Raw genomic sequence first — 13,791 nt, forward strand, 5'->3', positions numbered from 1 at the left:
ATCCATAAAGATATGAAGCTGATAGTCATTACCACGCCGCAATTCTTTGAAGGAGAAGCAGTGGCAGTTACCTCCTTATTCCAAAACGGTTTGGAAATACTCCATCTGCGCAAGCCGGGAGCTTCGGCAGAAGAGATGGAGTATTTCCTGCGGCAGTTGCCGATGGAATATATGCCGCGCATTGTCACGCATGAGCAATTCCAGCTGGCATCCGTTTTCGGTCTGAAAGGAATTCATCTGAACGGGCGCAATCCGCAGATACCGTTCGGATATAAGGGACACATCAGTTGTTCCTGCCACTCTCTTGAAGAAGTGTTGAAACATAAATCAGATTGTAGCTATGTGTTCCTCAGTTCCATTTATGACAGTATATCCAAAGAAGGCTACTCTTCCGCTTACTCCTGCGATACCTTGAAGAAAGCACAGCAAGCAGGTATCATCGATTCCAACGTCATGGCATTGGGTGGCATCAGCCTGGAGCATCTTCCGGAAATAGCCGCTTTAGGTTTCGGAGGTGCCGTCCTGCTAGGAGACATCTGGCAGCAAGCGAAGGAAGATTTCATCCCCCACTTCCTCCACCTGAAACAGCTCTCCTCCCCCCCCTCTTTAATTTTTAATTTTTAATTTCTAATTATCTCATGCTTCCCCCTATTATCCTTTCCATTGCCGGTTCCGACTGTTCGGGCGGTGCAGGCATACAAGCAGACATAAAGACCATTTCCGCTTTGGGAGGTTATGCCGCTTCCGTCATCACGGCTGTTACTGCACAAAACACACTGGGAGTACAATCGGTTTATCCGATACCTGCGGATATGGTTAAGGCACAAATCACCTCTGTTATGGATGATTTAAGGCCGGATGCCGTCAAGATAGGTATGGTACATGATGCCAGTATTGTGACCACCATTGTCGATTGTCTTCAGACTTATACTCCGGAGTGTATAGTCTATGACCCCGTCATGATATCGACCAGCGGACGGCGACTGATGACCGAAGAAACCATACAAGTCATTAAGACGGAACTGTTTCCGCTATGCACCCTCATTACTCCCAACCTGAATGAAGCAAGCCTGCTTTGGGGGCAAACCATTACCGGTACTGTGGAGATGCGACAAGCGGCACAGGAATTATCCTGCAGATACAACACCGCTATTCTCGTCAAAGGCGGACATCTGGAGGGTAATGACATGTGCGACGTGCTTTATTGCCGGCAACCTTCTGCCGGGGCTGACGTCCTGCCATCCGGATGCATCCTCTATTCCAACCCCAAAATAGAGAGCCGTAACCTGCACGGCACAGGGTGTACCCTTTCCTCTGCCATAGCTACATTTCTTGCCGGTGGCAACAAACTCGATGAAGCGGTCTGCAAGGCTAAAGAGTATATCGGTACTGCGATAAACCGGGGGAAAGACATGAATATAGGGCACGGGAACGGTCCGTTATGGCACTTTCCTTTATCGGAATAAGAGCTCGTCGAAACGCATTATCTGTTTACCTTAAACGCATTATCTGTCAGCCTCCGATACATCATGTGTTTGGCACCAACGGACAATGCGTTTCGACATGCCTGCTTCTTAATAGCGTATGCCCAGAATTTTCTTGGCATCGTCTTTCTTGAACAGTGAATCAATGACGTCTAAAATCGCTTCGTAATTTTCCGGATCTACGATATTGGGAGCGAATATGTTGAGGACTTTCATCTTGTCGTCATCAAAAGTATATAGTGCCATCAAACTGGCACATTGCACACAGTTCAGACTGTTGTTTCGGGCAACAGTTCTCATCATTTCGATTTGATCATCCTTGAAAGGGCGGGACTTCACTTTTTCATAAAAATGCCGGAAGTCTTCGGGGTGCATCCCTCTGACGTAAACCGGGACTGGAGAATCAATCACTACTTCACTGGGAACAACCGGCAACGTACGTGGCTCTCCGGAGAATGAATCCATCGCAACGACTCTCCCACCTTCAAAAGTCACGACAATCTGAGTTCGGCTGATATTACTTTTACCGGACAGCACTCTGGAATATTCCCATTCTTCTATATCCCGGTCGAAGCGGCGATACTCTGGAGTTCCCAATATCTTGGTGACCTCCTGCCTGCTCATCCCCTTCTGGATACTGTTCAACACATCTACCTTAGCATCATAAAACAAACTGGAACAACTGCTGAATCCCATCGTCATTACCAGTCCCGCAATAATTAGTCTGATTGTTTTCATCTTATCGAGTTTTTAGTTGCCACAAAGGTAGGCAGAAACATGGATAGACCTCTTATTATCCCCCTATTTGTCAAAAGGGATTTCCCTACTTTTTTTAGCCATATACCTATTAATATGGAAATAATCCGTTATTTTTGCAGATACTATCACTATAAACAGGTAAAACACATGGAAAAAGCAAAAGTATACTACTCTGACTTGCGTACTTCCCCTACATCCAATCTTTTGGATAAAATGGAACGCTTGCTGAAACGGGCAGGCATCGAGCAACTCCCTTTGAAGGATAGCTTTGCTGCCATCAAAATCCATTTCGGCGAACCCGGCAATCTGGCATACTTGCGTCCCAATTATGCAGCTCGAATGGCAACCCTGCTCCGCAGCCTGGGAGCCAAACCTTTCCTGACGGACTGCAACACACTGTATTCCGGTCGTCGCGCCAATGCCGTAGACCACTTGCAAAGCGCGATGGAGAATGGGTTCAACCCCATTTCGGCCCAGTGCCAGGTCATCATCGGCGACGGACTGAAGGGAACGGACTACCGCGAAATCCCTCTGAACGGAGAATATTGTCCGGCACCCAAAATCGGTACAGCGATAGCCGACGCCGATATTGTAATCAGTATGAACCACTTCAAGGGACACGAACAAGCCGGCTTCGGCGGTGCTTTGAAGAATCTGGGCATGGGATGTGCCAGCGTAGGCGGAAAGCTGGAACTGCACTGCGCCTCGCAACCCAAGATTGACGTAGAAAGCTGCATAGGCTGCAACATCTGCGTGAAGCACTGCGCACACGACGCTGTGCACCTCAATACCAGCCGCAAGGCAGAAATAGACTACACCAAATGCGTAGGTTGCGGACAGTGCGTAGCCCTCTGCCAGCACGACGGTGCCGTGATGGGAGCCGAAGATACCTCCGAGCGCCTGAACTACAAGATTGCGGAATATGCCCTCGCTGTCGTTATGGGCAAGCCCCATTTCCACATCAGCTTCATCATGAACGTATCTCCCGAATGCGACTGCTGGAACCACAACGATGCCGCCATCGTGCCCGACCTCGGCATTCTGGCTTCGGCAGACCCGGTTGCACTGGACAAGGCATGTGCAGATATGGTCATCCAAGCCCCGATACTGCACGGTAACAATTGCCTTGCCACGGCACACGAGCACGACGACTTGTGTGGATGCGACAAGTTCCACTTGATGCACCCCGACACGGACTGGCTTGCCGGATTGCGCCATGCCGAGAAAATAGGATTGGGAACCATGGAATATGAATTGGTGAAGATTTGATTAAACCTTTTCAGTTTTAAACAGTCATAATAAAAATAGATTTATCAACTAATGCATAATATTATACAAATGGAAACATCTGCAAAACTTTATTCTTTGCCTTTCGGCAACGTAAAGACCTATCTATTCGCCCTGCTGTTCGTGGCAGGAAACATCGCCTTGCCGCAACTCTGCCATCTGGTCCCAGCAGGCGGTCCGACGTTGCTTCCCATCTATTTCTTTACACTGATAGCTGCTTATAAATATGGTTTCAAGGTAGGTCTGCTGACGGCTCTCTTGTCTCCGGTCATCAATCATCTGCTTTTTGCCATGCCTGCAGCAGCCGTGTTGCCGGCCATACTTATAAAGTCCGGTCTGCTGGCCGGAACCGCCGCTCTTGCTGCACGCTATGCCAAGAATATCTCTTTATTGGCATTGCTGGGTGTAGTCCTCTCCTATCAAATTATCGGTACGGTCTTTGAATGGGCGTTGTGCGGTAATTTCTTTCTGGCTGTGCAAGATTTCCGTATGGGGATTCCGGGCATGCTGATTCAGTGGTTTGGAGGATATGCACTGCTGAAAGCAATCGCAAAGAAATAAACGTATATTCTCAAACAGTATCCCTTAATCCTAAAACTTTGTTCGCACACTGCGGATACATATCCCCAGTTTGCGGATGTCTATCCCAAGCCTTGGGATAGACATCCGCAAACCATAAACAAAGTTTTTTCTTAACTGATAAAAACTTTTTCCCTAACTAAGAAAAACTTTCTCCTTAATAGAGAAGACTTTTCTCTTAATACTTTGAACTTTTTTCCGCTATTTTCCTTTCTCCCTACAATAAAATCATTAATTTCGTGCCGAACAATATATCATATTTTCAACATGGAAGTAGTAACGAACAACTGGTTCACTAAAAAATATCCAATAGGTTTTGCCTTAAGCGGCGGTTTCATCAAAGGCTTTGCCCATTTGGGTGCCATGCAATCCTTATTGGAACATGACATAAAGCCCAATATACTTTCCGGAGTCAGCGCCGGAGCCTTGGCCGGGGTATTCTACGCCGACGGCAATGAACCGCATAAAGTTCTTGACTACTTTGCCGGGCACAAGTTTCAGGACCTGACCAAACTGGTGATTCCCAAAGTCGGATTGTTTGAATTGGGAGAATTCATCGATTTCCTGAAAAGCAATTTGAAATCCAAAAAACTGGAAGAACTGCAAATTCCTCTGATTATTACAGCTACTGATCTGGACCATGGACGTTTGGTACATTTCCATAAGGGTGACATCGCCGAACGCGTAGCAGCTTCGTGTTGCATGCCGGTATTGTTTGCCCCGGTCAATATAGACGGCACCCATTACGTGGACGGAGGCCTGCTGATGAACCTGCCTGTCTCTACCCTCCGCCGTATATGCGAAAAAGTGATTGCCGTGAATGTCAGCCCTCTGATGGCAACCAAGTATAAAATGAACATTGTGAGCATTGCCTTACGTTCCTATAATTTTATGTTCCGCTCCAACTCTTTTCCTGAACGCGAGAAGGCTGATTTGCTGATAGAACCTTATAACTTGGAAGGATACAGCAATACAGAGCTGGAAAAGGCGGAGGAGATATTCATGCAGGGATATAATACGACCAATGATATATTGGAACGCCTGCTCATTGACAAAGGCAGCATTTGGAAAGAATAAAATAACCATTCTATAACATAGAAAACAAAGAAATGAACGACGAAAACAAATTGATTATTTATCAAGTGTTCACCCGACTATTCGGAAACAACAATAACCACTGCATCAATAATGGCAGCATCACCGAAAATGGATGCGGCAAGATGGCTGACTTTACAGCCAAGGCGTTGGGAGAAATCAAGAAGCTTGGCGCTACACATATATGGTACACGGGCATCATCGAGCATGCTACGCAAACTGACTACCGCCGTCACAATATCCAACCCGACCATCCGGCCATTGTGAAAGGTAAAGCCGGATCTCCCTATGCCATCAAGGACTACTATGATGTCGATCCGGATCTCGCCAAGGACGTACCGGAGCGTATGAGAGAGTTTGAGAATCTGGTGCAGCGCACTCACCGTAGCGGTCTGAAGGTTATCATAGATTTTGTTCCCAACCACGTAGCCCGTCAATATCACTCGGATGCCCAGCCGGATGGCACTTCACAACTGGGTTCAAACGATGATACCAATTATGCGTTCAGCCCATATAATAACTTCTATTATATCCCGAAATCGGAACTGCATGGCCAATTTGACATGAAAGGTACAGCCGCCGAACCTTATAGGGAGTTTCCGGCAAAAGCTACCGGAAACAACCGTTTTGACGCTTATCCAAACATCACCGATTGGTACGAAACTATAAAGTTGAATTATGGAGTGGATTATCAGAACGGCGGGACTTGCCATTTCGACCCCATTCCCGACACATGGACCAAGATGCTGGATATCATGCTGTTCTGGGCGGGAAAGAATATAGACGGTTTCCGTTGCGATATGGCCGAAATGGTTCCCGTAGAGTTCTGGGAATGGGCAATCCCGCAGGTAAAGGAGCAATATCCCTCCCTGCTGTTTATAGCCGAAGTCTATAACCCGGGAGAATACAAGAATTACTTGTTCCGTGGCAAGTTTGATTATTTATACGACAAAGTAGGACTTTATGATACCTTGCGGGCTGTTACTTGCGGGTATGAATCGGCAACTGCCATCACCCGCTCTTGGCAAAGTCTGGGAGGTATAGAAAAACGCATGCTGAACTTTCTGGAAAACCATGACGAGCAACGTATCGCTTCCGACTTTTTTGCCAGTAACCCACGCAAGGCGATTCCGGCACTCATTGTGTCAGCCTGCATGAACACCAATCCGATGATGATTTATTTCGGTCAGGAGTTTGGTGAGCTGGGCATGGATAGTGAAGGTTTCAGCGGCCGAGACGGACGTACAACCATCTTTGACTATTGGAGTGTAGATACCATCCGCCGTTGGCGCAATGGCGGCAAGTTCGACGGCAAGATGCTGACGGAGGACCAGAAACACCTATACAGCATTTATAAACGGCTACTGACTCTTTGCAATGAAGAAAAGGCCATCTCTCAGGGGGCTTTCTTCGATTTGATGTATGCCAATGTCAACGGATGGCGCTTTAATGAACATAAGCAATATACATTCCTGCGCAAATTTGAGAGAGACCTGTTGCTGTTCGTCGTGAACTTCGACCATATCTCGGCAGACCTTGCCATAAATATTCCTTCTCATGCTTTTGACTTCCTGCAAATACCGCAGATGGACCAGTACAAAGCTACGGAGCTGCTCAGCGGAAAAGAAGAAAACATAAGTCTGCTTCCCTATAAGGCTACTAATGTGGCCGTCGAAGGATATGGAGGAAAGATACTTAAGATAAAGCTATAACGGAATCACAACTCTGGTGATTTATTAGATTTGGCACTGATTATGCAGAACAACACGGATTTCTTAATCGCTTCGTGGTTTTCCGCATAATCAGTGCCAAGTCTTTATTTGTTCTCTTCCATATATTCCTTCAGCCGATATAGCCGCGTGATGGCAGGATTATAAAAATCATCAGGATAATGTGCATCTATGTCACTCAGGTTAGCTTGCACAAAACGTTTCACATCCACTATGTTCTCAGCATCAGACAATGTTACACTTTGAGGGAAAGATGTGCTCTTTGCCCAAGCTATCAGCGCTTTAACGCTATCTTCATCAAATTTATATTCGGCCATATTCTACATATTTTCTTGCAAAGATAGTGCAAACCGGATGCAGAATAAAATGACCCACCCATTTTTTTATGCTAAAGTTATCCTCATCTGCATGAACAAAATTCCAATTTGTTGTGTTATCTAAATGTGTTTTTCATAGTATTAGATATAAGATTAATTAAAAGAGACGTACCCGCTTGTGATAAGTAAGTACATCAAAAACAGAAGCGTCTGTTTGATTGATAAATGTGTAAGGAGCATCGGTTTACCAGAGCCGATGCTTTTTTTTACCCTTCTTTGTAGCATGTTAGAAATATTATCCGTAAATTTGGCAGATAATAAGGAAAGAATATGATATGAATATCCCTGTTATATTTCAATTTTTGAAAGAACTGTCTGCAAACAACAATCGTGAATGGTTCAATTCTCACCGGGAACAGTATGAAGTCGCCCGCAGCGAGTTTGAAAACTTGCTTACAGTAATTATCTCCCGTATCTCTTTATTTGATGAAAGCATCCGTGGTATAGAAGCAAAGGACTGTACATACCGTATTTATCGTGATACACGCTTTTCCGAAGATAAAACTCCCTACAAGACACATCTGGGAGGATATATCAATGCGAAAGGAAAGAAATCCGACCATTGTGGCTATTACGTGCATCTGGAACCGGGAAACTGCTTGTTGGCCGGTGGAAGTTATTGTCCTCCCCCGCCCTTGTTAAGAGCTCTGCGACAAGCGGTATACGACAATATAGATGAATTTCGCAGTATAGTGGAAGATCCTGCTTTCAAGCAATACTTTCCCGTCATCGGAGAGAATTTTCTAAAAACAGCTCCAAAAGGATTTCCAAAGGACTATCCCTATCTGAAATACCTTCAGTGTAAAGAGTATACGGTTGCCTGCTGCCAGCCGGACAGCTTCTTTCTTGCTCCAGACTTTTTGGATCGTACAGACGACATCTTCAAGCAGATGAAGCGTTTTTCTGATTTTGTGAATTACACCATAGACGACTTTGAATAATTTACCTATATAACTAACTTAAAACATTTGAATTATGGTTATAGACAGACTTGAAAACATAGAAAAATATACTTTGCTGCATCCTCTGTTTGAGCAGGCCATTGATTTTTTAAAATCACATGACTTGCACTCTTTGGAAATCGGCAAGACCGAACTGAAAGGAAAGGACTTGCTGGTCAACGTGGCGCAGACAAACCCAAAAGAAAAAGAAAATGCCAAACTGGAAACCCATAAAGACTATATTGACATTCAAATACCCTTGTCCGGTACGGAGATAATGGGTTATACCGCCGCCCAAGACTGCCTTCCGGTTGATGCTCCTTACAATGCGGAAAAAGACATCACTTTTTTTGAAGGACTGGCGGAGGACTATATTGCAGTGAAGCCCGGAATGTTTGCTATCTTTTTCCCTCAGGACGGGCATGCTCCGGGTATTACCCCTGACGGTGTAAAAAAAATAATTGTGAAAGTTAAAGCGTAAATTTATCAAATATCCAAAACTCATCCTCTTTATGGAAACATTGAATTTAATCAAGAATGACCCATGGCTGGAACCTTTTGCCGATGCCATCAACGGACGTCATCAACATGCCATAGACAAAGAATCGGAATTGACCAACAAAGGAAAACTAACCTTGTCTGATTTTGCATCCGGATACCTCTATTTCGGCCTGCATCGTACTGACGATGGTTGGGTTTTCCGTGAATGGGCGCCTAACGCAACCCAAATCTTTATGGTCGGAACTTTTAACGATTGGAAAGAAGAAAAAAAATATAGCTTGAAGCGTAAAGCAAACGGTAATTGGGAAATCAAGCTTCCTGCTGATGCCGTGAAACACGGTGACTTGTACAAGCTGATGGTACATTGGGACGGTGGTTGCGGTGAACGCATTCCTGCATGGGCTACACGTGTCGTACAAGACGAACAGACTAAAATATTCAGTGCCCAGGTTTGGGCTCCGGAGAAACCCTATAAAATGAAAAAGCGGGTTTTCAAGCCATCTACAGATCCTTTATTGATATATGAATGCCATATCGGTATGTCTCAGCAGGAGGAAAAGGTCGGTAGCTATAAGGAATTTCAGGAAAAGATTCTTCCACGTATCGCCAAAGAAGGCTACAACTGCATACAGATTATGGCTATCCAGGAACATCCCTATTATGGTAGCTTCGGATACCATGTTTCCAGTTTCTTTGCCGCTTCTTCCCGTTTTGGTACTCCGGAAGAACTGAAGGAGTTGATTGATACAGCCCATAGTATGGGGATTGCCGTTATCATGGATATTGTCCATTCACACGCTGTGAAGAATGAAGTGGAAGGCTTGGGTAACTTTGCCGGTGATCCTAATCAATATTTCTATCCCGGTGGACGTCGGGAACATCCAGCTTGGGATTCACTTTGCTTTGATTACGGCAAGAACGAAGTTATTCACTTCCTGCTGTCTAACTGTAAATTCTGGCTGGAAGAATATCATTTCGACGGCTTCCGTTTTGACGGAGTAACCTCCATGTTATATTATAGTCATGGTTTGGGAGAAGCATTCTGTAATTATGGAGATTACTTCAACGGACATCAAGACGACAATGCCATTTGTTATCTGACACTTGCCAACCGGCTTATCCATCAGGTCAATGCCAAAGCCATCACCATTGCCGAAGAAGTATCGGGAATGCCCGGACTGGCGGCAAAATATGAAGATGGCGGCTACGGATTTGATTACCGTATGGCCATGAATATTCCCGATTATTGGATTAAGACAATCAAGGAGAAAATAGATGAAGACTGGAAGCCATCCAGCATGTTCTGGGAAGTGACCAACCGCCGCAAAGATGAAAAGACCATCTCCTATGCGGAAAGCCATGACCAAGCTTTGGTGGGCGATAAAACCATCATTTTCCGCTTGATTGATGCGGATATGTACTGGCACATGCAGAAAGGAGACGAGAACTATACCGTAAATCGAGGCATTTCCCTCCATAAAATGATACGTTTACTGACTGCGACTACTATCAATGGCGGTTATCTTAACTTTATGGGCAATGAATTCGGACATCCGGAATGGATTGACTTCCCCCGTGAAGGTAACGGTTGGTCTTGTAAATATGCCCGCCGCCAATGGAATTTGGTGGACAACAAGAATCTGGCATATCATTATATGGGTGACTTTGATGCTGCCATGTTGGGAGTTGTAAAAAGCATAAAGAACTTCCAGGCTACTCCGGTCCAAGAAATATGGCATAATGACGGTGACCAGGTATTGGCCTATATGCGCAAGGACTTGATTTTTGTATTCAACTTCAACCCTAAGCAGTCTTTTACTGATTACGGTTTCTTGGTTCCTGCCGGAACTTATGAAGTTATTTTGAATACTGATAATCCAGATTATGGCGGTAATGGTTTGACGGATGATACCATCAAACATTTTACCATCCACGACCCGCTTTACAAAAAAGACAAGAAGGAGTGGCTGAAGCTTTACATACCGGCACGTACAGCTGTTGTACTGAGAAGAACTAAATAGTCATTTCATAACACAAAAAAAGAGGCAGATATCAATTCAGATATCTGCCTCTTTTTTATATATGAGTCTTTTATTTCACTTGACTGTCGATGAAGTTCAACATCGTTTTTGCATTATCCATCATCTTCTTTTGAGCTGGTTTGTCCGCAGAGAGCAATGGAATAAGTTTATCCAAATATTCTTTGGCTTCCTTGAATTCAACTTTTGCTTTTTCTACATCTGTTTTCATGGTATTGGCACCCTTACTATAATACAAAGAACCCAGACTGTTAAGTGCATTTACATTATCTGCTTGGATAGCTATGGCTTGTTTAAATGCTTCTTCGGCTGCATCCATCTTTTTGGCTTTCTGCGCCATGATACCTTGATTTACGTAATAAGTGGCATACAATTTAGTCAATGTCTTATTACCGGGATTTGCTTCCAGCCCTTCCTTTAAAGTGGCAACATACTCATCATTTTTCTTCAAATCTTTCAAAGCACCGGCTTTACCTATATAAGCATTTGCCAGGTTATACTTTTTCTGTACAGCAATATCAAAATACTTCAAAGCTTCGGCAGGTTTCTTTATCTTATCGGCACAAACGCCACAGTTATATGCAATTACGGAATCTTGGTTGTTTGTTTGTGTCAGATAAGTACTAAATTTTGTGTAAGCTTCCTGGTAATTTTTAGCTTCAAGAGCAGCCTTACCATCGTTGACCAACTGGGCAGGGTCAGCATTCTGCGCAAAGAAATTCGTAGCTGCACAACATAGTGCAATAGATAAGATTAATTTTTTCATATGCTTTAATTCATTTAAAAGTTGATTCCCAAAGTTAGTTTACAATGGTATAGAAGCAAAACCTTTTTACTTTTTTTGAGGTTTTTAGCATAGTCGTAACAAGTGTTATTTTACGTAAAAGCAAATATCCGGATATGTGTGTTGGGCTTTGTCACATATGTTACACTTATACTTAGAATATCATATTATCTTTGCCACAAAAAAAGATTATGGAACAATTACATGCACATGAAGTCCTTCACATGATGGAAGGTAATAGTTATACTGAGTTATCATTGAGAGAAGCCATTATCCAAAAATTCGGCGAGCAGCAGCGTTTTTTCACCTGCTCTGCCAACAATATGGATGTAGATACCCTGATAGAATTTCTTAAAAGAAAAGGAAAATTTATACCCGCCAATGGTGGATTTACAGTGGACATGACTAAAGTTTGCAATCACTGATGAGGAATATTAATTCCTTCTTCTGTTAAATTGAATATTATTTATGTTAATAGTTAACGGAAATAATATTCTACTAAACCATGTTATAATATCCGCTGATTACCCGCTAAAATTTGGATATCTCCTGCAAGTACGTATCTTTGTACTGTGTTTTTCATAGTATTAGATTTAAGGTTAATAAAAAAGATTGGCTGTCTGGGATAGATAGCCTTTTTTTATGTCTAAATGTCATCTTTCCCCTTTTTAGTTATAGTTTTATTCTATCTTTGTAGGTCAGATAATCCACGCAGCATTAATAGAATAAACTGAATATGGGAAAACGCTTTATTTTTATCTTGATGGCATGCTCATTATTGAGTATAGCTACTGTTGTGCATGCACAGCATATTGACAAGCAAACATATACTTTTGCCATCAAAAAGGCTGATACTCTGAAACTGGACAAGTATGTAATGATTGATCAAATACAAGGGACACAATCAAAGCCCGTCATTCTTTTTGCATTTGGGGGAGGTTTCAAAGGCGGGAGAAGAGATAATCCCGATTACATTTCTTATTTTCATTTTTTGGCACGAGCCGGCTATGTGGCAGTATCAACAGATTACCGTACCCAATTAAAGGATATAGATAAATCGGAGTATTCGGACTTGCAAGGATTCTCTTCTACCCTGCAACAAGCAATCACTTGTGCTGTAGAAGATTTTGGTGATGCTACAAATTATATAATTGAGCATAGTGTAGAATGGCAAATAAATCCTGCACAAATTATAGCTTGCGGTTCGAGTGCAGGTGCGATAACTGCCCTTCAAACAGAGTATGAGATTTGCAATCAAACGGCTTTTGCGGACAGATTACCTGCCAATTTCAATTATGCAGGGGTCATTTCCTTTTCTGGAGCAATCTGTGCCAATGGTATTCCAAAATGGATAATGTCCCCTTGTCCTCTTATGTTGTTCCATGGTGATGCCGACAGCACGGTTCCTTTTACTAAGGCAGTAGTAGAGGAAATGGGGCTATGGGGCTCAAACTTTATCTGTATGCAACTGAAAGAAAAAGAGACAGCATACTATTTCTATATAGCGGAAGGTATAGGACATTCCCTATCCTATTCTCCTATGAAGGATAATCGTCATGACATCCTGAGCTTCCTAAACCGGTTGGTACTTGGTAAAGAAAAACGTTGCATTACGACTGTAGAGAAGAATCCGGAAATATCTAGATATAAGAGTGATTTTACAATAGAAGATTATATCCGTGAAAATATGCGTTAATTCCTATCTTTATATCCTTTCCAGAGTTTTTGTTTCTCCACCAATCAATTATCTTTGCACATTATTATTCCATAAAAACAAATCTTTAATTCTATAAATTATGTTGGTACGTATTATCAGTATGGTCATAGCCGGAGTTATTATAGTATATCTAGTCCGTTGGATTGATAATTTTTTCTCCAGGTATCGCAAATAAATCTTGCCTGCAATGTAAAACAAATACTCCAATTTGTTTCCCATTACAACCTATGCTGACAAAATGCGGACATTTTCTAATTCTAAAACAAGAAAACCGCAAAAGCTTTTTATTAGCCATTTGCGGTTTTTTCCTTGTGATTCCGTTGCGATTCGAACGCAAGACCCACGCCTTAGAAGGGCGTTGCTCTATCCAGCTGAGCTACGGAACCAGCCTTAATTGCGGTGCAAAGGTACGCTTTTTTACGAATATTGCAAATTTTTGTATCACCTTTTTTCGTTACCTATGTATAAAAGGCTCATTTGCTACATAAAAAGTAATGA

The 13,791-nt window shown here is 43.1% G+C and carries 14 protein-coding genes and 1 tRNA gene; 11 read left to right on the forward strand and 4 right to left on the reverse strand.

What is annotated here, in order from left to right; all coding sequences use genetic code 11:
• Positions 1-12 precede the first annotated feature (12 nt).
• Together DW800_RS12130 and thiD are read left to right on the forward strand one after the other, a co-directional pair.
• Positions 13-624 carry a thiamine phosphate synthase gene (locus tag DW800_RS12130; protein WP_119958104.1) on the forward strand — a complete coding sequence of 204 codons (612 nt, stop codon included), beginning with the start codon at positions 13-15 and terminating at the stop codon, positions 622-624.
• A 14-nt stretch (positions 625-638) separates the two neighbouring features.
• A complete protein-coding gene (gene thiD, locus DW800_RS12135; protein ID WP_035448499.1) occupies positions 639-1,466 on the forward strand; it encodes a bifunctional hydroxymethylpyrimidine kinase/phosphomethylpyrimidine kinase in 828 nt (275 codons plus the stop codon).
• 108 nt (positions 1,467-1,574) lie between these two features.
• Here the strand turns inward: thiD and DW800_RS12140 are convergent, their stop codons facing one another.
• Complete coding sequence (locus DW800_RS12140) at positions 1,575-2,222, reverse strand: DUF4476 domain-containing protein (protein ID WP_119958105.1); 648 nt, start codon at positions 2,220-2,222, stop codon at positions 1,575-1,577.
• Positions 2,223-2,390: 168 nt separating this feature from the next.
• Between DW800_RS12140 and DW800_RS12145 the strand changes: the two genes are divergently transcribed.
• The 4 genes from DW800_RS12145 to DW800_RS12160 all read left to right on the forward strand — a co-directional run bounded on the left by DW800_RS12145 (position 2,391) and on the right by DW800_RS12160 (position 6,916).
• Complete coding sequence (locus DW800_RS12145) at positions 2,391-3,512, forward strand: DUF362 domain-containing protein (protein ID WP_005837094.1); 1,122 nt, start codon at positions 2,391-2,393, stop codon at positions 3,510-3,512.
• A gap of 69 nt (positions 3,513-3,581) precedes the next feature.
• The gene (locus DW800_RS12150; RefSeq protein ID WP_044467741.1) at positions 3,582-4,091 is read left to right on the forward strand and encodes a hypothetical protein; all 510 of its coding nucleotides are present in this window, start codon (positions 3,582-3,584) and stop codon (positions 4,089-4,091) included.
• 285 nt (positions 4,092-4,376) lie between these two features.
• Positions 4,377-5,186 (forward strand): patatin-like phospholipase family protein, encoded by an 810-nt coding sequence (locus DW800_RS12155; RefSeq protein ID WP_005825568.1) that lies wholly within the window; start codon positions 4,377-4,379, stop codon positions 5,184-5,186.
• Positions 5,187-5,218: 32 nt separating this feature from the next.
• The gene (locus DW800_RS12160; protein ID WP_119958106.1) at positions 5,219-6,916 is read left to right on the forward strand and encodes an alpha-amylase family protein; all 1,698 of its coding nucleotides are present in this window, start codon (positions 5,219-5,221) and stop codon (positions 6,914-6,916) included.
• A gap of 104 nt (positions 6,917-7,020) precedes the next feature.
• On the opposite strand, the gene DW800_RS12165 is transcribed toward DW800_RS12160, so the two are convergent.
• Positions 7,021-7,251: a DUF6965 family protein gene (locus DW800_RS12165; RefSeq protein WP_009038443.1), complete on the reverse strand. Its 231-nt coding sequence runs from the start codon at positions 7,249-7,251 to the stop codon at positions 7,021-7,023.
• 335 nt (positions 7,252-7,586) lie between these two features.
• On the opposite strand from DW800_RS12165, the gene DW800_RS12170 reads away from it, so the two are divergent.
• The 3 genes from DW800_RS12170 to DW800_RS12180 are packed head-to-tail and all read left to right on the forward strand — an operon-like array spanning position 7,587 to position 10,774.
• Positions 7,587-8,252, forward strand: coding sequence for a DUF2461 domain-containing protein (locus DW800_RS12170; protein ID WP_005825574.1), 666 nt, complete (start codon positions 7,587-7,589; stop codon positions 8,250-8,252).
• A gap of 34 nt (positions 8,253-8,286) precedes the next feature.
• A complete protein-coding gene (locus DW800_RS12175) occupies positions 8,287-8,733 on the forward strand; it encodes a YhcH/YjgK/YiaL family protein (protein ID WP_005825575.1) in 447 nt (148 codons plus the stop codon).
• A gap of 31 nt (positions 8,734-8,764) precedes the next feature.
• Positions 8,765-10,774 carry an alpha amylase C-terminal domain-containing protein gene (locus DW800_RS12180; protein WP_005825576.1) on the forward strand — a complete coding sequence of 670 codons (2,010 nt, stop codon included), beginning with the start codon at positions 8,765-8,767 and terminating at the stop codon, positions 10,772-10,774.
• 70 nt (positions 10,775-10,844) lie between these two features.
• Here DW800_RS12180 and DW800_RS12185 read toward each other — a convergent pair whose 3' ends face one another.
• Positions 10,845-11,558 (reverse strand): hypothetical protein, encoded by a 714-nt coding sequence (locus tag DW800_RS12185; protein ID WP_005825577.1) that lies wholly within the window; start codon positions 11,556-11,558, stop codon positions 10,845-10,847.
• A gap of 209 nt (positions 11,559-11,767) precedes the next feature.
• Here DW800_RS12185 and DW800_RS12190 point away from each other — a divergent pair, with 209 nt between their 5' ends.
• Together DW800_RS12190 and DW800_RS12195 are read left to right on the forward strand one after the other, a co-directional pair.
• Positions 11,768-12,001, forward strand: coding sequence for a YecH family metal-binding protein (locus DW800_RS12190; RefSeq protein WP_005825578.1), 234 nt, complete (start codon positions 11,768-11,770; stop codon positions 11,999-12,001).
• A 311-nt stretch (positions 12,002-12,312) separates the two neighbouring features.
• Positions 12,313-13,272 (forward strand): alpha/beta hydrolase family protein, encoded by a 960-nt coding sequence (locus tag DW800_RS12195; protein ID WP_119958107.1) that lies wholly within the window; start codon positions 12,313-12,315, stop codon positions 13,270-13,272.
• A gap of 333 nt (positions 13,273-13,605) precedes the next feature.
• On the opposite strand, the gene DW800_RS12200 is transcribed toward DW800_RS12195, so the two are convergent.
• Positions 13,606-13,679, reverse strand: a tRNA-Arg gene (locus tag DW800_RS12200).
• Positions 13,680-13,791: the final 112 nt, after the last annotated feature.

The organism is Bacteroides sp. AM32-11AC (assembly GCF_003603515.1).
Lineage (GTDB): Bacteria > Bacteroidota > Bacteroidia > Bacteroidales > Bacteroidaceae > Bacteroides > Bacteroides uniformis.

Coding starts and splice junctions, on each gene's coding strand:
- DW800_RS12130 (WP_119958104.1), top strand. CDS start 13: ATGAAGCTGATAGTCATTACCACGCCGCAATTCTTTGAAGGAGAAGCA.
- thiD (WP_035448499.1), top strand. CDS start 639: ATGCTTCCCCCTATTATCCTTTCCATTGCCGGTTCCGACTGTTCGGGC.
- DW800_RS12140 (WP_119958105.1), bottom strand. CDS start 2,222: ATGAAAACAATCAGACTAATTATTGCGGGACTGGTAATGACGATGGGA.
- DW800_RS12145 (WP_005837094.1), top strand. CDS start 2,391: ATGGAAAAAGCAAAAGTATACTACTCTGACTTGCGTACTTCCCCTACA.
- DW800_RS12150 (WP_044467741.1), top strand. CDS start 3,582: ATGGAAACATCTGCAAAACTTTATTCTTTGCCTTTCGGCAACGTAAAG.
- DW800_RS12155 (WP_005825568.1), top strand. CDS start 4,377: ATGGAAGTAGTAACGAACAACTGGTTCACTAAAAAATATCCAATAGGT.
- DW800_RS12160 (WP_119958106.1), top strand. CDS start 5,219: ATGAACGACGAAAACAAATTGATTATTTATCAAGTGTTCACCCGACTA.
- DW800_RS12165 (WP_009038443.1), bottom strand. CDS start 7,251: ATGGCCGAATATAAATTTGATGAAGATAGCGTTAAAGCGCTGATAGCT.
- DW800_RS12170 (WP_005825574.1), top strand. CDS start 7,587: ATGAATATCCCTGTTATATTTCAATTTTTGAAAGAACTGTCTGCAAAC.
- DW800_RS12175 (WP_005825575.1), top strand. CDS start 8,287: ATGGTTATAGACAGACTTGAAAACATAGAAAAATATACTTTGCTGCAT.
- DW800_RS12180 (WP_005825576.1), top strand. CDS start 8,765: ATGGAAACATTGAATTTAATCAAGAATGACCCATGGCTGGAACCTTTT.
- DW800_RS12185 (WP_005825577.1), bottom strand. CDS start 11,558: ATGAAAAAATTAATCTTATCTATTGCACTATGTTGTGCAGCTACGAAT.
- DW800_RS12190 (WP_005825578.1), top strand. CDS start 11,768: ATGGAACAATTACATGCACATGAAGTCCTTCACATGATGGAAGGTAAT.
- DW800_RS12195 (WP_119958107.1), top strand. CDS start 12,313: ATGGGAAAACGCTTTATTTTTATCTTGATGGCATGCTCATTATTGAGT.